The 21,175-nt window shown below is 37.7% G+C and carries 21 protein-coding genes; 1 reads left to right on the forward strand and 20 read right to left on the reverse strand.

The window, feature by feature from the left end; genetic code table 11:
- Positions 1 to 103: 103 nt before the first annotated feature.
- The 11 genes from V7097_RS07770 to rpsU all read right to left on the reverse strand — a co-directional run bounded on the left by V7097_RS07770 (position 104) and on the right by rpsU (position 9,454).
- On the reverse strand, positions 104 to 484 hold the full coding sequence (locus tag V7097_RS07770; protein WP_335703034.1) for a diacylglycerol kinase family protein: 381 nt from the start codon (positions 482 to 484) through the stop codon (positions 104 to 106).
- Positions 468 to 938: an rRNA maturation RNase YbeY gene (ybeY, locus tag V7097_RS07775; protein ID WP_335703035.1), complete on the reverse strand. Its 471-nt coding sequence runs from the start codon at positions 936 to 938 to the stop codon at positions 468 to 470. The genes V7097_RS07770 and ybeY overlap by 17 nt, the downstream gene beginning before the upstream one ends.
- Positions 935 to 3,133: an HD family phosphohydrolase gene (locus V7097_RS07780; protein ID WP_335703036.1), complete on the reverse strand. Its 2,199-nt coding sequence runs from the start codon at positions 3,131 to 3,133 to the stop codon at positions 935 to 937. Before V7097_RS07780 ends, ybeY begins: the two co-directional genes overlap by 4 nt.
- Before the next feature lie 76 nt (positions 3,134 to 3,209).
- On the reverse strand, positions 3,210 to 4,181 hold the full coding sequence (locus V7097_RS07785; RefSeq protein WP_335703037.1) for a PhoH family protein: 972 nt from the start codon (positions 4,179 to 4,181) through the stop codon (positions 3,210 to 3,212).
- A 3-nt stretch (positions 4,182 to 4,184) separates the two neighbouring features.
- On the reverse strand, positions 4,185 to 5,372 hold the full coding sequence (gene yqfD, locus V7097_RS07790; protein ID WP_335703038.1) for a sporulation protein YqfD: 1,188 nt from the start codon (positions 5,370 to 5,372) through the stop codon (positions 4,185 to 4,187).
- Between the two features lie 18 nt (positions 5,373 to 5,390).
- Complete coding sequence (gene yqfC / locus V7097_RS07795; protein ID WP_335703039.1) at positions 5,391 to 5,675, reverse strand: sporulation protein YqfC; 285 nt, start codon at positions 5,673 to 5,675, stop codon at positions 5,391 to 5,393.
- An 88-nt stretch (positions 5,676 to 5,763) separates the two neighbouring features.
- Positions 5,764 to 6,246 carry a hypothetical protein gene (locus V7097_RS07800; protein WP_335703040.1) on the reverse strand — a complete coding sequence of 161 codons (483 nt, stop codon included), beginning with the start codon at positions 6,244 to 6,246 and terminating at the stop codon, positions 5,764 to 5,766.
- A 42-nt stretch (positions 6,247 to 6,288) separates the two neighbouring features.
- Positions 6,289 to 7,275, reverse strand: coding sequence for a flotillin-like protein FloA (floA, locus tag V7097_RS07805; protein ID WP_335703041.1), 987 nt, complete (start codon positions 7,273 to 7,275; stop codon positions 6,289 to 6,291).
- 23 nt (positions 7,276 to 7,298) lie between these two features.
- Entirely contained in the window at positions 7,299 to 8,630 is a 1,332-nt protein-coding gene (locus tag V7097_RS07810; protein WP_335703042.1) for an NfeD family protein, read from the reverse strand.
- Between the two features lie 187 nt (positions 8,631 to 8,817).
- Positions 8,818 to 9,264 (reverse strand): GatB/YqeY domain-containing protein, encoded by a 447-nt coding sequence (locus V7097_RS07815; RefSeq protein WP_335703043.1) that lies wholly within the window; start codon positions 9,262 to 9,264, stop codon positions 8,818 to 8,820.
- Positions 9,265 to 9,280: 16 nt separating this feature from the next.
- Entirely contained in the window at positions 9,281 to 9,454 is a 174-nt protein-coding gene (gene rpsU / locus V7097_RS07820; protein ID WP_015595024.1) for a 30S ribosomal protein S21, read from the reverse strand.
- A gap of 344 nt (positions 9,455 to 9,798) precedes the next feature.
- Between rpsU and V7097_RS07825 the strand changes: the two genes are divergently transcribed.
- Entirely contained in the window at positions 9,799 to 10,725 is a 927-nt protein-coding gene (locus tag V7097_RS07825) for a Na/Pi symporter (RefSeq protein WP_335703044.1), read from the forward strand.
- A gap of 36 nt (positions 10,726 to 10,761) precedes the next feature.
- Here the strand turns inward: V7097_RS07825 and deoC are convergent, their stop codons facing one another.
- The 9 genes from deoC to hemW all read right to left on the reverse strand — a co-directional run bounded on the left by deoC (position 10,762) and on the right by hemW (position 21,172).
- Entirely contained in the window at positions 10,762 to 11,430 is a 669-nt protein-coding gene (gene deoC / locus V7097_RS07830) for a deoxyribose-phosphate aldolase (RefSeq protein WP_335703045.1), read from the reverse strand.
- A gap of 190 nt (positions 11,431 to 11,620) precedes the next feature.
- Positions 11,621 to 12,982, reverse strand: a complete 1,362-nt coding sequence (mtaB, locus tag V7097_RS07835; RefSeq protein ID WP_335703046.1) for a tRNA (N(6)-L-threonylcarbamoyladenosine(37)-C(2))-methylthiotransferase MtaB — start codon at positions 12,980 to 12,982, stop codon at positions 11,621 to 11,623.
- 5 nt (positions 12,983 to 12,987) lie between these two features.
- A complete protein-coding gene (locus V7097_RS07840) occupies positions 12,988 to 13,731 on the reverse strand; it encodes a 16S rRNA (uracil(1498)-N(3))-methyltransferase (RefSeq protein ID WP_335703047.1) in 744 nt (247 codons plus the stop codon).
- A gap of 28 nt (positions 13,732 to 13,759) precedes the next feature.
- Entirely contained in the window at positions 13,760 to 14,704 is a 945-nt protein-coding gene (prmA, locus tag V7097_RS07845) for a 50S ribosomal protein L11 methyltransferase (protein ID WP_335703048.1), read from the reverse strand.
- A 33-nt stretch (positions 14,705 to 14,737) separates the two neighbouring features.
- A complete protein-coding gene (dnaJ, locus tag V7097_RS07850; RefSeq protein ID WP_335703049.1) occupies positions 14,738 to 15,868 on the reverse strand; it encodes a molecular chaperone DnaJ in 1,131 nt (376 codons plus the stop codon).
- Between the two features lie 327 nt (positions 15,869 to 16,195).
- On the reverse strand, positions 16,196 to 18,028 hold the full coding sequence (dnaK, locus tag V7097_RS07855) for a molecular chaperone DnaK (RefSeq protein WP_335703050.1): 1,833 nt from the start codon (positions 18,026 to 18,028) through the stop codon (positions 16,196 to 16,198).
- Positions 18,029 to 18,054: 26 nt separating this feature from the next.
- Positions 18,055 to 18,651: a nucleotide exchange factor GrpE gene (gene grpE / locus V7097_RS07860; protein WP_335703051.1), complete on the reverse strand. Its 597-nt coding sequence runs from the start codon at positions 18,649 to 18,651 to the stop codon at positions 18,055 to 18,057.
- Between the two features lie 94 nt (positions 18,652 to 18,745).
- The gene (hrcA, locus tag V7097_RS07865) at positions 18,746 to 19,777 is read right to left on the reverse strand and encodes a heat-inducible transcriptional repressor HrcA (RefSeq protein WP_335703052.1); all 1,032 of its coding nucleotides are present in this window, start codon (positions 19,775 to 19,777) and stop codon (positions 18,746 to 18,748) included.
- A 258-nt stretch (positions 19,778 to 20,035) separates the two neighbouring features.
- Positions 20,036 to 21,172: a radical SAM family heme chaperone HemW gene (hemW, locus tag V7097_RS07870; protein WP_335703053.1), complete on the reverse strand. Its 1,137-nt coding sequence runs from the start codon at positions 21,170 to 21,172 to the stop codon at positions 20,036 to 20,038.
- Positions 21,173 to 21,175 lie beyond the last annotated feature (3 nt).

The following is a 21,175-nucleotide window of genomic DNA, read 5'->3' on the forward strand; positions in this document are numbered from 1 at the left end:
CCTTTCTGCGTATGTTAGTACGGAAGTGTATTTTTATTTTACATAAAAATCTTGATTAATGCATGGGTTTGATTCATTTGTTACATAATTGTAAGAATTTTCTTTAAATTAGATCAGTTAAGTAAGGTAGGAAAATGATCAATCCCACAATAACAGATATGATCGCATAGATAAGGACAGCTCCTGCCGAGATATCCTTAGCTTTCTTAGCCAAGGGATGAAATTCACTAGTAACTAGATCCACCACTTTTTCGACTGCTGTGTTCATCAATTCAATTGAAAACATTCCACCGATTAAAAGAAGAATAACCATCCATTCCACATTTGTGATTTGAAAAAAGAAACCACAAATCACAACAATTAACGAAAACAAAAAGTGTATCTGTAAATTGCGTTCCGAAAAAAATGCTTCTCGCAAGCCTTGTAAAGCATACGAAAAGCTTTTGATTAAGCGCGTCCATTTACTTTTATCTTTCAAGTCCATAGGCCTCTAAGATTTCGTTTTGTTTTGAAAACATTTTTTCCTCATCCTCTTTTGTCAGATGGTCATAACCAAGCAAATGTAAGAAGCCATGAACAGCAAGGAAACCTAATTCCCTAGCAAAGGAATGACCATAATCCTCAGCCTGCTCCCTTGCCCTAGGGATTGAGATAATGATATCTCCTAATAGCTTGGGTATGTCTTCACCGATTATCGCAATCTCTCCCTCGCCCATTTCTTCCATGGCAAAGGAAATAACATCTGTTGGTTGATCTTTATCGCGGTATTCTCGATTTATTTCTTGAATACGGTCATTATCAACAAATGTAATCGAAACCTCTGTTCCTTCTTTGACGCCTTCTTTTTCAGCGGCTAAAACAAGTAGTTCCTGCACTAATTTACATTCTTCTTCTCTTACTTCTCCAATTTCATCATTGAAATCAATTTCTAATCTCATGCTTCCTTCACCTTCTGTTTTGTGGTCTCCGCAGGGTATTCAATCCTTGAGTGGAAGATTCCCTTTAATGATTCACAAAGTGTTTTTGCAACGATATCAAGCTCTTTCAGCGTTATATCACATTCATCAAATTGCCCATCCTGTAATCGGTCAGCAATAATGCTATTAACTAGTGATTCGATTTTTTGCGGAGTTGGATTTGATAATGAACGTACCGCTGCTTCAACGCTATCTGCAATCCCGATTACTGAAGCCTCTTTTGTTTGTGCTTTAGGTCCTACATATCTGAAATCAGATTCAAGAACTTCTCGATCACTTTGCTGCTTTGCTTTATGATAAAAATATTTTAACAATGTTGTCCCATGATGTTGCTCAGCAATGTCAACGATTTCTTTGGGCATTTTATATTTTCTCAACGTTTCTCCACCATCTGTAGCATGTGCTGTAATTATCGTTTTACTAAGCTGGGGTGCAATCTTATCATGTGGATTTTCAATGTTCATTTGATTTTCGATAAAGAAATGCGGTCGTTTAGTTTTTCCAATATCATGATAATACGATGACACTCTAGCTAATAATCCATTCGCCCCAATTGCTTCACAGGCGGACTCAGATAAATTCGCAACCATGACACTGTGATGATAAGTGCCCGGTGCTTCCGTTAAAATTTTGCGTAATAACGGATGATTTGGGTTCGATAATTCGATTAATTTCATGGTTGATAGAATATTAAATCCAGCTTCAAAGAACGGTAGTAGCCCAATAGTTAGAACAGCAGCTATAACACCTGATAAAACCGCCATAATAATGGATGAACCATAATCTAAACTCGAATAACTACCATTTTGTAATAACATGATCGAAAATATCACGATAATATTGATCAAGGCAACAAAAAGCCCCGCTTGGAGAATTTTCCCTCTACGATTATGCTTACTTAAAAACAACACGCCAGCTAAACAACCAAATAAGAAATAAATTCCTGCTGTGAAATTAAGCGTACCTGTAACACCCTCATTAAAGATAAGACTCCCACAAACAGCAAAAATCATACTTGAGAGAATGGCGACTTTTTCATTAATCAGTAGTTTTATTAACATTGCACCCATAGCCACTGGAACAATATATCCTATATCAGAATAATCGATTTGTTGGAATAAACTAATACCCTTCATTAATAGAATGGTAACAGAAAAGATAATCGCAAAAATTAATAAATAAATATTGCGATGTCGATCAGTTGGAATCATTTCGTTATGAAAATGATATACTAGTGCCGTTATTACTAACACAATAATTAACGCCAAGCCGATGAATGGTTGAATTGGGTTATTGGTGCTAGTCATTCCTAGAAGCTCTAGTTGACGATAAATATCTCTAGTAATTAATTGTCCTTCTTCCACGATAATTTGACCCTGTAGAATTTTGACAGGCTCCACTGCTTCAATTGCTTGTTGGCGTTTTTCATCGGTGGCTTCTACATCATAATAGACGTTTTGAACGACTGCAAAACGCGCCATTTCACGCATTGGCTCTCGTAGCGCTGTATCCACACTGGAGTATTGTAATTCTTCCACTACTTTATTTTTAGCATTTTCTACCTCAGAGGAAGGAATTCTAGTGTTCATTACATTATTTACAGCTGTGATAACCGCATCCTTTGCATGAGATAATTGATCATGAGTGGCCGTTAATAAAGCTGTAAGGACATCATCTGGGATTCGATTAGTTAAATCTTGTGGAAGCTTCGTTTTTAACATCTGTAATTTTTCCGAAGCTGTCAATTGTTTTGGTTCTTCCCCTCGGTCTTCTTCCGTGAGACTTTCCCATTCTCTTACCTTCGCATTATACACATCCAATGCTTCAGTATTAGTCTCTTCAATTGAGTCAAAAATAGAAATTGCAAGATCCACTTGATTATCTGTGTATTCGGATTTAAGGGTGAAAACATCGTCAACTTCTTTTGCTGCAGCATCCTGTTTTGCCTTAGTGGCAATTTTATCTTCAATTGTTAATGGAGATCGAATTGTCTGTTCGGATGGACGCAAAACCTCTAATTGCAAAACTTCCGGTTTTACATTACTATACATGACTAAAAACATAATTCCTGCAAGGAGGATATAAATCAAAATATGTAAGGATTGATTGCTTTTAATAGCGGACAACTTATTTGTTACCTTAGTCGTTTTCCTCATTTCTTGAACCTCCTTTTCTAAGGATTATTTTACCAGTTACCTCAATGATAAAAAAGACCCATTCCATATGGGTCTTTTACTTTTGATCAGCCTCAGCCTTTTCATACGCTTCAATAATACGTGCTACAAGAGGGTGACGTACAACGTCAGACTGTTCCAAAAAGATAAACGCAGAACCATATACATCCTTCAGGATATTTATTGCTTCATGTAAGCCGGATTTTACCCCTTTAGGTAAATCGATTTGCGAGATATCTCCTGTTATGACCATTTTAGAGCCAAAACCTAAGCGTGTCAAAAACATCTTCATTTGCGCCAACGTTGTGTTTTGCGCTTCATCTAAAATGACGAAAGCATCGTCAAGTGTGCGCCCTCTCATATAGGCTAATGGGGCAATTTCAATAATTCCTCGTTCCATTAAACGTTCTGTATGCTCAGCACCAAGTACATCGTGTAAACCATCATATAATGGACGTAAATATGGATCCACCTTTTCTTTTAAATCTCCTGGTAAAAATCCTAGACTCTCACCGGCTTCAACAGCTGGACGAGTTAGAATTATTCGTTTAACCTGTCCATTCTTCAAAGCGTTAACTGCCATAACAACGGCCAAATATGTTTTTCCGGTACCCGCTGGCCCGATTCCGAATACTAAATCTTGCTGTTTGATGGCAGCCACATATTGACGTTGTCCGTGTGTTTTAACACGAATGGATTTTCCTTTTGCGGTTTTTGTAATTTCTTCATCATATAACTCTTCAAACGAATCCAATCTTCCGCTTTTTGCCATTTGAATACAGTAAATAACATCACGTTCACTTACACGTATTCCTTTTCGTATCACACCAAGAAGCTTTTCAAGTATTTCCTCAACAATTTGAACATTTGTTGGGTCACCTGAGACGTGAACAGCCTCACCTCTTGTGATAATTGAAACATTTAATTCTTCTTCAATCCTTTTAAGATGAAGATCATTGTTTCCAAATAAAACAAGTGCCTCATTTGGATTTTCTAGTTGGTGTTTACTCATTACTAAATCTTCTGACATCCTTTAGTCTCCTTGAACTAATGGTATCGTAGTGACGATATTCTCAATAACATTATATTTTATTTCCAATTTTACTTTACCATTGTTAATGGATTGACGCAAAACTTTTTCTTCTATAATTTCAGCATCACTACCCAATTGCTGTGCTAATTTGTTTCTTCCGATATCTTTTGCTACTTCAATGGCCTCATTTGTTGTATACGTTCTGGTGATTTTTTCACTTTCCCTAATTGTCTCTTTTTCATACGCAACTGGAAGTTCCCAATTAAAAAATTTGATATGTCTTTCATTTAGTTCTGTTTGATACTCCTTATATTCAATCTTACCAAATCCCCAGATCGGAATACGTATATCCCCTAAAGAAATATAATGTTTTGTTATATTATCCCCTGTTAGTACATCTAGTTTCGTAGTAATATCTACCGTTACTTTGGACTTGTACCAAGTTTCACCAAAAATTTTTCCACGTGCAGGTACGTAGACTTCCTCTCCCTCTTTTCCAATTTTACCAGTAACCAAAAGATCGCCTTTTTTGACAAAATCATTTTCAGCTACAACAGGCTTACCTTCCTCCACAATTAGTTTCTTGATTGTCGCCTTTTTATTAGCAACCAGATTTCTTGGGCTAAACTGCTCTGTAGGCTCTGGCTGGTTCTTTTCAACAACCTCAAAATGATAGGTCGTCCCATTTAATTCCACACCAATCCATGTAATATCGTTAATGGCATCCTCCAGGTGTCTTTGAAGCGATTCATTATCTTCAATAAAGAATTGTAGTTTCCCCTTTTCTACACCAAGCTTTTTCAATTCTTGAATAATGCGGTGCTCTGTTTCTGGTTTAGCACCCTCCACCTTTATGCCCCAGACCATATTTGATAATAATGTAACAATAATAAAAAACGAAATAGCACCGATTAAAAAGCCACTATTAGATAACGCCTTTTGGATAAGGAATGGTAAGCCCTTCTTCCCAATAAAACGAAGCTTACAATCATTTTTACGGACAACTCTTCGAATTTTTTTTAAATCCTTTAAATACATTGAGAAGCTTAAGACGTGAGTACCTGGCTTCCTTACATCCCACACAACGATACCTTGTCTTACACATTCATTTATAAATCGCTCTGTCCCTTTTCCAGAAATAACAGCTTTGACACTCCCACTAAAAAAATGCATCCAATGGTTTTTCATGCTTATCCCCCTAGTGTTTCATTTCTCAATGTATTGCACATGTTCAATTTTTCCTTCGAGCATTATTTCTTCAGGTAATATGGTTTTAATTACAAATGCATTTCCTTTGATCAGAAGTTGTCCCTGTTTCAATAAAAGCCGTACCTCTTTATCTGAAAAGGTTATTAATCCTCGATGATTCTCTATGTAAATATGTAATTGACCAATCATAGTTATTCTTGGAAGATCCATCATGACGTCAGCAGGAAGTTCCATCTTGTTTGTGATCCATCTTTTCATGCGTAATCCTAGGTTTTTAGGCATAACAAAGAACCCCCTTTCAACTCATGTTTATGAGTAAAAGGGGGTTCATAGAACATTTTTTGTATAGGAGTACTATACGTTAAAAATTTTAGCGACGGGTTTGATAAGGCCTTTTTGCCCTTGGAGGACCAAGAATTTCAGACCAAATAATCCCTTCAACGACCTTGTTTTTCGAGAAGCTTTTGACGCCTCTTTGTTCTGAAGTGGCTACTGTCGGTTTAATAACCGTTAGTGCCGGTTCTTCTTCCTCGATTGTTGTTTCACTATAGGTTCCCTGTTGCTGAAGCTCTTGATATCGTTCATAGAACGTATTTGGAACTTGAGTATCAGAAACCTCTTTAGATTCAATTTCTTCATAATCATACTTTGTTTCTTTCGGATGATCTTCTTTTTCAGGTTTTGGTTCTTGGTCAAACGGATTGAACTGTTTTGGCATTGGGATCTGAGTTGTAGGCTCTTTTTCACCACTGTTAAAACGTTTAAACGCATTAAGTACAAATCCAATTATGACAATAAGAATCCAGGCATTTGACATAATCTTTTCAATTAGATTTTGTAAAAGCAAATCCAAAGTGTAAACCTCCTTTCACGTATTGAGGTTTATTTTTGATAATTATTTATCTTCGTCATGATCTTTTGTGCTTCTACCAATTGAATCTCTCATATCAGTGTCAGCCATGATATTTTTTAGGTTTGTATAGTCAAGAACTCCAAGGTTACCAGAGCGTAATGCTTCAGCCATTGCAAGAGGAACTTCAGCTTCTGCTTCTACAACCTTCGCTTTCATTTCTTCTACACGAGCGCGCATTTCTTGTTCACTTGCAACAGCCATTGCACGGCGTTCTTCAGCCTTCGCTTGGGCTATTTTCTTGTCGGCTTCCGCTTGGTCTGTTTGAAGCACGGCACCTATGTTTCTACCGATATCAATATCTGCAATATCTATAGATAGGATTTCAAATGCAGTACCTGCATCTAGCCCTTTTGCTAAAACCGTTTGAGAAATCATATCAGGATTTTCGAGAACCTTTTTGTGGTCCTTTTGAGAACCAATTGTACTAACAATACCCTCTCCTACACGGGCAATAACAGTTTCTTCCCCTGCTCCCCCGACTAAACGATCAATATTGGCACGAACGGTGATACGAGTTTTTGCTTTTACTTCGATACCATCCATCGCAACACCTGAAATAAATGGTGTCTCGATAACTTTAGGGTTAACGCTCATTTGAACTGCTTCTAACACGTCACGACCTGCTAAGTCGATTGCAGCTGCTCTTTCAAATGTTAAATCAATGTTTGCACGTTGTGCAGCGATTAATGCATTTACAACACGGTCAACATTACCACCAGCTAAATAGTGACTCTCCAATTGGTTTGTATTAAGTTGTAAACCTGCTTTTTGAGCTTTAATTAACGGGATAATTACACGGTTCGGGATAACCCGACGTAACCTCATCCCGATTAACGTAAAGATACTTACACGGACACCAGCAGCAAGCGCCGAAATCCACAGTGCAACTGGCACAAATGTAAATAGTACAGCCAATAAAATAATAGCTAGTGCAACCAAAATAAGAATTGTAATCATACTTGTTGGCATTCTATTTTTCCTCCTACTAATTTTTATTTATCAATATCAGCAATTTCTCGAACCACGATTCGAGAACCTTCTGTTTTGATGACTTCAATTTTTGAATTTTTCTCAATGTAATTCCCTTGTGTAACAACATCTATTCTTTCATCATTGATTATGGCAGTACCAGAAGGTCTTAATGTGGTTAATGCAATGCCTTGTTTTCCAATTAGATCTTCCCGATTCTTATTTGAGACATACCCACTTTCGGTATCGGTAGAATCAAAAAGGATAATCTTTTTAAATGCATGCAGGTTCTTGCCGAATACTTTCACTAAAATGATTGATACAACAATCGTTGCTATTAACGCTACTAATAGTGAAATACCAATTACCATTACACTGCTTCCTGCTAAGAAAAAGCTCGTTAAAATAGCTCCTAATCCTATCAAACCAATAATCCCCCCCGGCAAAACAAACTCCAATAATATTAATACAATTCCTACTACAAATAGGATAATGGTTTCCATTCCTGCTAGCCCCGCTACTAAATGCCCATAGAAAAAGAGCAATAGTGCTGATATTCCCATTATACCAGGAATACCAAACCCAGGAGAGTATAATTCAACAACTAATCCTAAGCTTCCGATTGTTAAAAGAAGCGAAACAACAATTGGATTTGTAATAAAGCGAGCAATTTTTTCAGCTAGACTAACCTCAGCTTGCTCAACAGCAGCCTTTTCATAGCCTAGTGTCTTTAATAAATCAGCTCTGTCCTTTACAATTCCTTCTGCATAATTAACTGAAAGGGCTTGTTTGGCTGTTAAGGTTAGGAATTTTCCTTTTTCAGCTCCTAACTCTGGAAGATCAATCTCTTTGTCTGCCATTGCTAAAGCATAAATCGGATCACGTCCATTGTTTTCTGCAGCACCTTTCATCGCTGAAAGCCAGTAGGAAACGGCTTTTTCATCAGCAGTATTTCCAGCTTGGTCAATGATGCCAGCAGCTCCCATTCTACCATTCTCAGACATATAGATCATATCTGCATTTAATGCGATAAAAGCACCAGCTGAAATAGCATCGTTATTAATATAGGCAACGGTAGGAATGGTCGATTCTTGGATTCGTTTCCCAATTTGTGTAGCAGCATCAACCGCCCCACCAGGGGTATTGATTTCAAAAATAATGATGTCTGCTCCCTTATTCTCAGCGTCTGTAATCGAACGGTCGATAAAAGCGCTTAAACCTTTTTCGACTGTTTCTTCTAATGGGATAAAATACACCACCTGGTCTGCAGCGCTTAAGCTTTTATTTGGCGTTAATGTGAGAATTAGTGGCAAGAGAATAATGGAAAGGAATAAAAGGATTCTCCATTTTTTCAAATCGTGTTCCCCCCTCTCTTTTCATTTTTACGTCTTGATAGTATGTTATACGTTTGAAATGAACAACTGGTTTCACTTTTTGCATGTTTCTATGCAACTTTTCTATTGGTAATACTTACCTGTTATATATCTATTTGAGGATGCAATTAAAAAGAAAAAACACCTTACTCGATGTAAGGTGTTTTTTTTAAGATAATTGCTGCTGAACAAGTTTGTTAACGAGACCGCCGTCAGCCTTACCTTTTACCTTAGGCATGATTGCAGCCATCACTTTACCCATGTCAGCCTTTGAAGAAGCATTGACCTCTTGTACTGTTTCTTTTACAATCTCAACAAGATCCTCTTCAGATAATTGTTCTGGAAGGTATACCTCTAATATCTCAATTTCAGTTTGAATTTTATTAACAAGATCTTCACGACCAGCGTTACTAAATTCGCGGAGGGAATCTTTTCGTTGTTTTAATTCACGAGTTAGAACTGTTAGTTCTGCTTCATCTGATAGTTCACTGGTTCCAAACTTTATACCTTCATTTTGAAGTGCAGCCTTCACCATTCGAATAACAGATAGCTTATCTTTCTCTTTATTCTTCATCGCTGTTTTCATATCACTATTTAAACGCTCGAGAAGACTCATAAAACTACACCCTCTTTTAGAATTTACGCTTTCTAGCAGCTTCAGATTTCTTCTTACGCTTTACGCTAGGCTTTTCATAGAATTCGCGCTTTCTAGCTTCTTGAATCGTACCTGATTTAGATACAGTACGTTTGAAGCGGCGAAGAGCATCTTCAAGCGATTCGTTTTTACGAACGACCGTTTTTGACATTCTAATTCCCTCCCTCCGAAAACAACCACTAACTCTAATTAAGACACATGTTCTATTTCATTTTCTAAGTGTCGATCGAAAAAAATCGTCGAAAAAATAAACATGTACTTTGCAATTATAATATATGCATGATTTTTGGTCAACTGTAATTCACAATAGTATCGCTATAAATCATCTGTCCTCTACTAGTTTTGATAATTTTTTTTACTGTTATTCCTGTTAAATCCTCTCTTTTTATAGTCTGTGTAGTAACTAATTTAAATTGAGTATGTATAAGGTAAAAAAAGTTGAAGTAGTCATTTTCACGTATCCTTGTCCATACAATGTGATAGGGGTGAGAATGCATGATTGAACTTATATCGTTATTTGCTGTATTTATTACGATTTTTCTCTTTGGTATGACTGTGATGAGGACAGGCCTTTATAATCTTACCGGAGATAGAGTAAGGGTTTGGCTGATTCGTTTTACCGATAACCCGATAAAGGGATTATTTACTGGGATGATCATTACCGCCATTATTCACAGCAGCTCTGCTGTCATGGTGCTTGTTGTCGGTTTAATTGCAACAGGATACTTAACCTTTAAACAATCAATTGGAATCATTCTTGGTACCAATATAGGAACAACCTTTACGGCAGAAATGATAACCTTTGATATATTTGAATGGATTGTTCCGATTTTAATAATAGGGTTTTTATGTTTGTTTATTAGTAATCAACAGGTTTTTAGCTTTGGTGCTTTTTTGTTCGGATTAGGATGCATGTTTGTTGCAATGAATGGATTTGAGCAGCTTGCAAGGCCAATCTCACAATTCCCTTCCATTCATACCTTTTTTCAGCATACAAATGAAAGTGGTCTTTTTGGGGTAGGTGTAGGGACCATTTTGACTTCTATTATTCAATCTAGTACTGCAACTACTGGAATCATTATGGGGTTTATGAATGAACAGCTATTAACTTTAAATGCTGGAATTGCAGTGTTACTTGGAGCGAATATTGGGACATGTATTACTGCTTATATTGCGAGTATTGGGAGTAGACATGAAGCAAAATTAGCTGCATATACCCATATTTGGGTCAATGTGATCGGTGTTGTTTTATTTTTCCCGTTAATAAATGTACTTGGCCAAATTGCCATGTTGCTTACATCCCATCCTGATGTTCAAATTGCCCATGTTAGTTTAATTTTCAATGTTCTTACTTCACTGCTCTTTTTACCTTTTGTCGGGATGTTGACGAATTTTATCAAGAAAGTCCACCGAACTACATAAGAAAGGCTGGCCAAAATCAGCCAGCTTTTGCAATTTTTAATAGTCAGAAGATCCTGTTAGTCCGTTAACGATTGCTACTCCTGCACTTGCCCCGATTCTAGTTGCTCCAGCATCTATCATATCCTGGGTGCCTTTTACGTCACGAACTCCACCAGATGCTTTTACTCCAATATTCGGTCCGACTGTTTTACGCATTAAGCGAATGTCTTCCACAGTAGCCCCACCGGTTGAGAAACCAGTTGATGTTTTCACAAAATCAGCCCCGGCTTTAACTGAAAGTTCACAGGCTCTTACTTTTTCCTCGTCCGTTAGTAGACAAGTTTCAAAAATAACCTTTGTAAGTGCTTTGCCTTTTGCCGCTTCTACAACAGCGCGGATGTCTTTTTCAACTAATTCGTCATTTTTATCCTTAAGGGCACCGATATTAATGACCATATCCACTTCAGTTGCACCTTTTTCAATAGCATCCTTTGTTTCAAATGCTTTCGTTTCTGAAGTACTTGCTCCTAATGGAAATCCGATAACAGTACAAACCTTTACTTCAGAATCTTTTAACAGGCTAGCAGCTGTTTCAACCCATGTTGGATTCACACAAACAGACATAAATCCATATTCCTTTGCCTCTGCACAAAGCTTTTCAATTTGCTCTTTCGTTGTATCTGCTTTTAATGCTGTATGGTCAATCATTTTAGCAATATTCGTCATTATGTATTTCTCCTTTTACCTTTTTAGTTGTACGTACCTCTAACATCATATCATTATTGGATTAGGTTGACTAGCATTTATCCCGCATTAACGGGCAGGAAAACACCCACTGATTGAAGTTTCACTTTATAGTATGGGACAAAAAAAAGAAGCTAATCAAATGATTAACTTCTTTTCATTACTTTTTAAGTTATGCGGTTGTTCTTGCTTCTTCTGCTTCAATTGGAAGATCTTCTTCGACTTTTACAAATTGACCCTCGTTATATGGATAACCAGCTTTTGTGATTTTAACTTTCACGATTTTACCAATCATATCTTCAGACGCATCAAACTTAACTTTTAAATAGTTGTCAGTATATCCAATATATAAGCCGCTTGTTGGATTGTCCTTTTCTAGCTCCTCAGGAATAACCTCTAATACTTCTCCTTCGTAATTAGATGCATATTCCTTCGCTAATTGGTCAGAAAGTGAAATTAGACGGTGTACACGCTCATTTTTCACTTCTTCATCAATTTGGTCTTCCATTCTTGCTGCTGGTGTACCAGTGCGCTTAGAGTACGGGAAAACGTGTAATTCAGAAAATTGATGTTCTTTTACAAAATTATAAGTTTCCATAAACTCTTCTTCTGTCTCACCAGGGAATCCAACAATAACATCAGATGTTAACGCTAATCCTGGTAATGCTTGACGTAATTTTGTTAAACGCTCAGCAAAAAATTCCATTGTGTATTTACGTCTCATACGTTTTAACACAGTGTTCGAACCAGATTGCAATGGAACATGTAGATGTCTTACAACTTTTGTCGATTGATCAAGTACTTCAATAATCTCATCGGTAATCTGACTAGCCTCGATGGACGAAATACGAATTCTCTTAAGACCAATTACCTTAGATTCTAAATCACGTAAAAGGGCAGCTAGATTGTAGTCCTTCATATCCTCACCATAGCCACCTGTATGAATGCCTGTTAGGACAATTTCTTTATACCCTGCATTAACAAGCTGTTGTGCTTGTTTAATGACCTCTTCTGGATCACGAGAACGCATTAAACCTCGAGCCCATGGAATGATACAGAAGGTACAGAAATTGTTACAGCCCTCTTGAATTTTTAATGACGCACGAGTACGGTCTGTAAATGCAGGTACATCTAGTTCTTCATATACACGTGTTTTCATAATATTACCTACACCATTAATTGGCGTGCGTTCATGTTTGTATTGCTCAATATACTCAAGCATTTTCTTTCGATCCTGTGTTCCTACAACAATATCTACGCCAGGGATCGCCATGATTTCTGCTGGAGAAGTTTGCGCATAACAACCCGTAACACAAATAACAGCATCAGGGTTCTTACGGATTGCTCTACGAATGACCTGTCTACTCTTTTTATCTCCTGTATTTGTAACAGTACAAGTATTAATAACATACACATCAGCAGTGCTTTCAAATTCGGTACGTTCATACCCATTGTCTTTAAATAGCTGCCAAATTGCTTCTGTTTCATAATGATTGACTTTACATCCTAATGTGTGGAATGCAACTAATGACATTGTTGTCACCTCGCTAATTCAAAATAATATGATACAGCAGATAAAACATATAATGGTGCTGTCTCAGTTCGTAAAATTCTTGGACCAAAGCTACAGGAAATAAATTCATTCTCTATCAATGTTGTAACCTCTTTTTCGGTTAGCCCACCTTCAGGCCCGATCACAACAAAAAGAGAATCTCCATGTTTCAATTGTGATAAAACACGTGCCAGATTTGAACTCTCACCGCGCTTTGCGTCTTCTTCATATGCTACTACTTTATAAGTAAAGGATTGACTAAAAGACAATAATTCTTTAAAAGACAAAGGTTTACTCACACCAGGTACTACTGTACGGTGTGATTGCTCTGCTGCTTCCTTTGCAATTTTTCCCCAGCGCTCTACCTTTTTTTGTCCCTTTTTTTCATCCCATTTGACAATTGAACGACCCGCAACAAAAGGGACAAACTCAGATGCCCCAAGCTCCGTCCCTTTTTGGATTACATATTCAAGCTTGTCCCCTTTTGGTAATCCACTTGCAATACATACCTTAACGGGGAGCTCGCTCGCGTTCTCTACCCATTCTACAACATTTGCCAAAATCATATCATTGGTAATTTCAGTAATTGCACACAGTGCTACCCTTCCATTATAACAACAATAAATAGAGTCTCCAACTGACATTCTCATGACTCGTGTAATATGGTTAACATCTTCACCTAAAATTGTGGCTTGTGTTTCGCTCATTTGATTAACGAAATATCGTTGCATCTATTTTTCCACCACCTGCAAGAATCCTTTACTCACTCTTCTTTCTAGCAATCATTGATACCCAGTCTTCCATAACAAGTACTTCCTCAATTATGAAACCAGAAGCTAGAAGACAATCTTTTACTTCCTGTTTTTTCGTATTAATGATCCCAGATACAATAAATGCTCCATTTGGTTTTAAGATTTTTGCTGCATCATCTGTAAATCGGACAATGATTTCAGCAAGAATATTCGCCACTATGAGATCCACCGGTCCATTTATATCATCAAGCAGATTATTTTGAGAGACATTAACTACTTCATGTACTTTGTTTAATTTTATATTAAGCTTAGCACTTTCAACAGCGACCGTGTCTAAATCAAGAGCTTTAATAGAGCTTGCACCAAGCATTGCAGCAGCGATGCTTAACACACCAGAACCAGTTCCGACGTCGATGATTGTATCTCCCTTTTTGACGGTTCGTTCAAGAGCTTGAATACTCATGACTGTTGTAGGATGTGTACCTGTTCCAAAGGCCATTCCGGGATCTAGCTCGATAATTAATTCATCACTATGAACAGGCTCATACATTTCCCATGTCGGAACGATGGTGAATTTCTCGGAGATTTTGACAGGGTGATAATACTTTTTCCATGCTGTAGCCCATTCTTCCTCATGAACTTCACTAATAGTGATTTTGTTATGTCCCAAGTCAATATCAAAAAGCAATAGATTGTTGATAGCCTCTTTTATTGCGTCTACTGTTTCTCCTAGAAAGCTATTGACAGAGAGGTATGCTTTCACAATGACACCTTCATCAGGATAATCATCAGGATTAAGTTGGTAGATCTCACCAAACACATTTTCTCTTTCCTTTGTTAGGTCGAATGGATCTTCAATAACAACTCCACTTGCACCTGCTTCATGAAGTATATTCGATACTGGCTCCACCGCTTCCTGTGTTGTGTGAATACTAATTTCAGACCATTTCAATTCTACCAACTCCAATCCAATTCTTTCAAGTGGTTACTCACCTTTAAATGCGCGTTTTACTTTCGAAAAAAAATTATCATGCTGTTCATCCGGAGTTTCATTACCACCGATTTCTGTAAATTCACGAAGCAATTGTTTTTGCTTTTCTGTCAGCTTTGTTGGGGTAATGACACGAACGTGAATATGTTGGTCTCCTTGACCGTATCCTCTTACATTTGGTACACCCTTGCCGCGAAGGCGGAAGTTCGTTCCAGTTTGAGTACCAGCAGGAATTTTTAGCTTTACCTTCCCATGTAGGGTAGGTACTTCAATTTCATCGCCTAATGCAGCTTGTGCAAAGGTTAATGGCATTTCACAGTAGATATCGTCCCCATCACGCTCGAAAAATTCATGGGAACGTACATGGAATACAATATATAAATCCCCTGGAGGTCCCCCATTTACACCTGGTTCACCTTGACCAGCTACACGAAGCTGTTGACCGTCGTCGATACCAGCAGGAATTTTCACATGGATTTTATTGCGCTTTTTCACCTTACCAGAGCCGCTACATGTTGAACATTTATCCTTAATAAATTTACCAGTTCCACTACAGTGATGGCAGACACGTCTATTCACTATCCTACCAAATGCGGTGTTCTGTTCAACGTTGACTTGACCCGAACCACTACAGTGTGAACAAGTTTCTGGCTTTGTTCCAGGTTTGGCACCTGAGCCATGGCAGGTTTGACATTCTTCTTCTCTTGGGATTTCGATGTCCGTTTCCTTACCAAATACAGCTTCTTCAAATTTTAGGGTCATTGTGTATTGTAAATCTGCCCCTTGACGCGGCGCATTTGGGTCACGTCTTCTTGCTCCACCACCAAAGATTGAGCTGAAGATGTCTTCGAAGCCAAAGCCACCACCAAAATCGGCACCTCCACCAAATCCACCAAAGCCTTGGTTTGGATCTGTATGACCAAATTGGTCATAATGGGCACGCTTGTTATCGTCTGTTAATGAATCATAAGCTTCTGTAATTTCTTTAAATTTATCAGCAGCATCTGCTTCTTTATTGATATCGGGATGATATTTTTTTGATAATTTTCGATAGGCTTTTTTAATTTCATCTTTGCTAGCACTTTTCGAAACCCCGAGTACCTCATAATAATCTCTTTTACTCATTAAATCCACTCCCGCATCATTCACATAAAGAATATTGTATCATTTACTTTTATAAAAAGGCAATAATACATGTGGCCAAATCAAATTCGCCTTGGCGTATTTGCGCCCAGATTTTTTTCGAGCAAGCTCGAAAAATTACCCTTGAAAATCGCATGTCTCCGCCGGAGGCTTTATCTTTATTCAGCCGAAATTTGAACCAAGACTGAATTGAAATACATTCTTCCCCAACTAATAGATGTAGGGGACTTCTGCTGAATAAAGTAAAAAAGCCAAAGCCAAGACAGGCCTGACTTCGACTTTTTAAGCTTTTATTCTTCTTTTTTAATCTTACTTGTCGTCGTTTACTTCTTCGTATTCAGCGTCTACTACATTATCGTCTTTTTTATCTTGGTTTGCACCTTCTGTTCCTTGTGCACCCTGAGCAGCTTGCGCTTGCTCATATAGTTTTACAGAAAGCTGTTGAACAATCTCTTGTAGGGCATCTTTCTTTGCTTTAATTTCTTCAAGATCATTTTTCTCGATAGCTTGTTTTAATGCGTCTTTAGCTTCATTTGCCTTTTCAACCTCAGCAGCATCTACTTTGCCTTCAAGATCTTTAAGTGTTTTTTCAGTTGTGAACACTAATTGATCAGCTTCATTACGAAGTTCAACTTCTTCTTTACGCTTCTTGTCGGCTTCTGCATTTTCCTCAGCCTCACGAACCATGCGATCCACTTCTGCGTCAGATAGACCTGAAGATGATTGAATTGTAATTGCTTGTTCTTTATTTGTACCTAGATCCTTAGCACGAACATTTACAATACCGTTTTTATCGATATCAAATGTAACTTCGATTTGAGGTACTCCACGTGGTGCTGGCGGAATGTCTGTTAATTGGAAGCGACCCAATGTTTTGTTGTCAGCTGCCATTTGACGCTCCCCTTGAAGTACGTGGATATCAACAGCTGTTTGATTATCCGCAGCAGTTGAGAATGTTTGAGATTTACTTGTTGGGATTGTTGTATTTCGATCGATTAATCGTGTAAATACACCGCCCATTGTTTCGATACCAAGTGATAATGGTGTTACGTCTAAAAGAACAACGTCTTTAACATCCCCAGTTAATACTCCACCTTGAATAGCTGCACCTAAAGCAACTACTTCGTCAGGGTTAACACCTTTATGTGACTCTTTTCCAGTTTCCTTCTTGATTGCTTCTTGAACAGCTGGAATTCGTGTTGAACCACCAACTAGGATGACCTTGTCGATCTCACTTGCTGAAAGGCCAGCATCTTGAAGTGCACGACGAGTTGGTCCCATTGTACGCTCAACAAGTTCTGCTGAAAGCTCCTCAAATTTCGCACGAGTTAAGTTGACTTCTAAGTGAAGTGGTCCAGCTTCCCCGGCAGTGATGAATGGAAGAGAAATTTGCGTAGAAGTTACACTAGATAAATCTTTCTTCGCTTTTTCAGCAGCATCTTTTAAACGTTGTAATGCCATTTTATCTTTGGAAAGATCAATGCCATTTTCTTTTCTGAATTGTTCTACTAAATAGTCGATAATGACTTGGTCAAAGTCATCTCCACCAAGACGGTTGTCACCAGCAGTAGATAGAACTTCGAATACGCCATCGCCTAGTTCTAGGATGGATACGTCGAATGTTCCACCACCAAGGTCATATACAAGGATTGTTTGGTCTTCATCATCTGTTTTATCTAAGCCATATGCAAGTGCAGCTGCTGTTGGCTCGTTAATAATACGTTCAACTTCAAGACCAGCAATACGACCTGCATCCTTAGTTGCTTGACGCTCAGCATCATTGAAGTATGCAGGAACTGTGATAACTGCTTTTGTTACTTTTTCACCTAGGTATTCTTCCGCATAGGATTTAAAGTATTGAAGAAGAATGGCAGATACTTCTTGTGGAGTGTAATTCTTACCTTCAATTTCAACCTTGTGATCTGTTCCCATGTGGCGTTTGATTGACATAATTGTGTTTGGGTTTGTGATCGCTTGACGTTTCGCAACTTCCCCAATTTGTCTCTCCCCATTCTTAAATGAAACAACAGATGGAGTTGTGCGGTTACCCTCTGGGTTTGGAATAACCTTAGCTTCTCCACCCTCCATAACGGCAACACATGAGTTTGTTGTACCTAAATCTATACCAATGATTTTACTCATGGAAAATTCCTCCTTAAACTTTGGAATTACTCGTTAACTTTAACCATTGAAGGTCGTAAAACTCTATCTTTAAGTTTATATCCTTTTTGGAACTCTTCTAGAACCACATTTGATTCAGCATCAGGCTCACTTACCTGCATAACCGCTTGATGGACATTTGGATCAAACTGGGTTCCAACTGCTTCGATTGCTTCTACCCCTTCTTTTTTCAGGGCATCTATAATGCTACGGTATACCATTTCCACACCTTGCATAATTGATTTAGCTTGATCATTTGTTGCTTCAACTTGAAGGGCTCTTTCAAAATTATCAAGAGCTGGCAACAAATCATTTACAAGGCTTTGAGCTCTATATGTAGCAGCTGTTTCTTGATCTAAGCGAGCACGTCTTTTAAAGTTTTCAAAGTCGGCAACCTGACGCAAATTGCGATTTTCTGCCTCTTCTAGCTTAGCCTCAAGTTCTGCAATTTTATCATTGGCTTTCGAAAGTTCGGCATTCACATCATTTTCTTGTTCTTCTACCAACTCTGCTTCAGCCTGTTCAATCGTTTCTACCACATCATGATCTACGTTTGCTTCTTCTACTTCGATTTCTTCTTTCACTACTTCATTCTCGTTAGCCAATACACTCACCTCCCTTAAAGTGAAATGTCTCTCACCATAATAACTAGTATATGTACGAGAGGGATATATCACCCTCTACTAAATATGGCCACTGCTATTCTATTTGATACAGTTTTGTTAGTACCGTTGAAAAATCTTGACTAATATGCTGCAACAAAGAAATAACACGTGAATACTCCATTCTTGTAGGTCCTAAAATAGCGATAGACCCGAGATGTTCATTACCAATAGAATACGTTGCTGTTATTAAGCTACAATCATTCATCGCGTTATTGTTGTTTTCGTGACCAATCTTAATATTTATTCCCGCTTTATCAGTACGTAACAATCTCGAAAATTCATGCTCACTTTCGATCATCGTTAATAATGAGCGAACTTTTTCAATGTCATGGAACTCAGGTTGACTTAACATATTTGTTTTTCCACCAATAAACATTTTTTCTTCCGTTTGGAAGGAAAGTGTTTTGTCCAAAACATTTATGACTGCGTCATAGTTGTGAATATTCGTTTTTAGAAGGTAAGCAACCTCTTTATAAATTTTGTTTTTTAGATCAGTCAGCGGAACGCCTACAAGTCGCTCGTTTAGAATGTTGACCATTTTTTCGATATCACTCGGGTCAATGGACTCAGGAAATGAAATTGTTCGATTTTCTACATGCCCATTATCCGTTACGATAATAGCAACAGCTGTTTCATTGTTAATTGGAACAATTTGTAGCCTTTTCACTTTATTATCTTTAAAGGCCGGACCTAAAACAATTGAAGTATAATTTGTTAGATCAGATAATATCTGTGCGGATTTTTGGACGATTTTTTCGAGTTCATAAATTTTCTCAGCAAAAATTGACCTCAACTCGTACTTTTCCTTAAGAGTTAATCGGCTCGGAGATATTAAATGATCTACATAGTATCGATAGCCTTGTTCGGATGGAACTCTACCAGATGAGCTATGAGTTTTCTCGATAAATCCTAGTTCTTCTAGATCTGCCATCTCATTGCGAATAGTTGCTGAGCTAAACACAATCCCATCCTTTTTCGACAATGTTCTTGACCCTACTGGCTGTGCAGATCTGATAAAGTCATCAATTATAACTTGAAGAATCAATAGTTGACGATCTGTTAGCAAGGAACATCACCTCTGTTAGCACTCTAATTTAGCGAGTGCTAATTCTATAATTAAATTACCAAATACGAGTCTCATTGTCAACGAATTAACTTTATTTAGTCGGGGGCTCTCCCCCTGACTAAATAAAGTTAAAGCCTCCGGCGGATGCCACGATTTTTCAGAGGAAAATTTTCGATCAGTAAGATCAAAGACTAAAGACGCCACTTCCTGCGGGCCTAAAAATCGGGCACAAATACACCAAGTCGTATTTAATCTAAATTAAAGCAAAAACTCTTGAAAAACTTCATTTCCAAGAAATTTTCCTTTATGTGTTAGCCGAATAAAATCATCCTTTTCCTCAAGCAGACCTTTTGCTTTTTGTTCATTAATTTGGTTCACAAAAACATCAAAAATACTAACAGAAAACTTTTCTTGAAAATGGGAGATTGAAACTCCTTGAGTTTTACGAAGACCTAAAAAGAGTTCCTCTTCCATTTTTTCTTGTAAAGTTACGGAATGTGTTTCGACATGAGGAAAACCATGTTCTTCAATCGCTGACATATATTTTTTAATTGGTCCAGCATTTGAAATTCTTTTTCCTGCCACATAGCTATGGGCACCAGCGCCGATTCCGTAGTATTCTTCATTATTCCAATATGTCAGATTATGGCGGCTTTCGAAACCATTTTTAGAAAAGTTACTGATTTCATATTGGTGGAACCCGTGCTCCTCCATTTCTTCCATCAAAGTTTCATACATATTAGCCTCGTTTTCTTGGCTAGGAAGATGGAGCTTTCCTTTTCTCATCAAGTTATAGAACACGGTTTTTGGTTCAATAATTAGAGAATATGCAGATACATGCTCTACATCAATGGAGAAAGCTAACTCGAGTGATTCCTTAAAGCTTTCGATTGTTTGATGTGGGAGAGAATACATTAAATCAATGCTTATATTTTTAAAACCAACATGTTTCGCCAATTCAATCGTATGAAAAACATCTTCACGACGGTGTGTTCTTCCAATTGCCTTGAGAAGCTCATCATCAAAGGTTTGGACACCAAAACTGATTCGATTGACACCTGAGTCTAGCATTACTTTTAATTTATCCTCTGTAAGATCTCCCGGATTTGCTTCAAAAGTAAATTCTATTGTTTTGCTTCGTGGCTTTAAATATTTATTAATACTCGATAGGAATGTTTCAAGTTGGTTAACGGAAAGTACAGTAGGCGTTCCACCACCAACAAATATCGAATTGAGTGCCCTTGGTGGATACGCCTCAATTGTATTTTTCATTTCAGTATCCATATATTGAAGATATTCATCAACCGGTTGTCCTTTTAGAAATACTTTATTGAAATCACAATAGTGACAGATTTGTTCACAAAAGGGAATGTGAAGATATGCTGCTTGTACCAAAAA

The sequence above is a fragment of the Bacillus sp. JJ1562 genome, assembly GCF_036962705.1.
Lineage (GTDB): Bacteria > Bacillota > Bacilli > Bacillales > Bacillaceae_L > Ferdinandcohnia.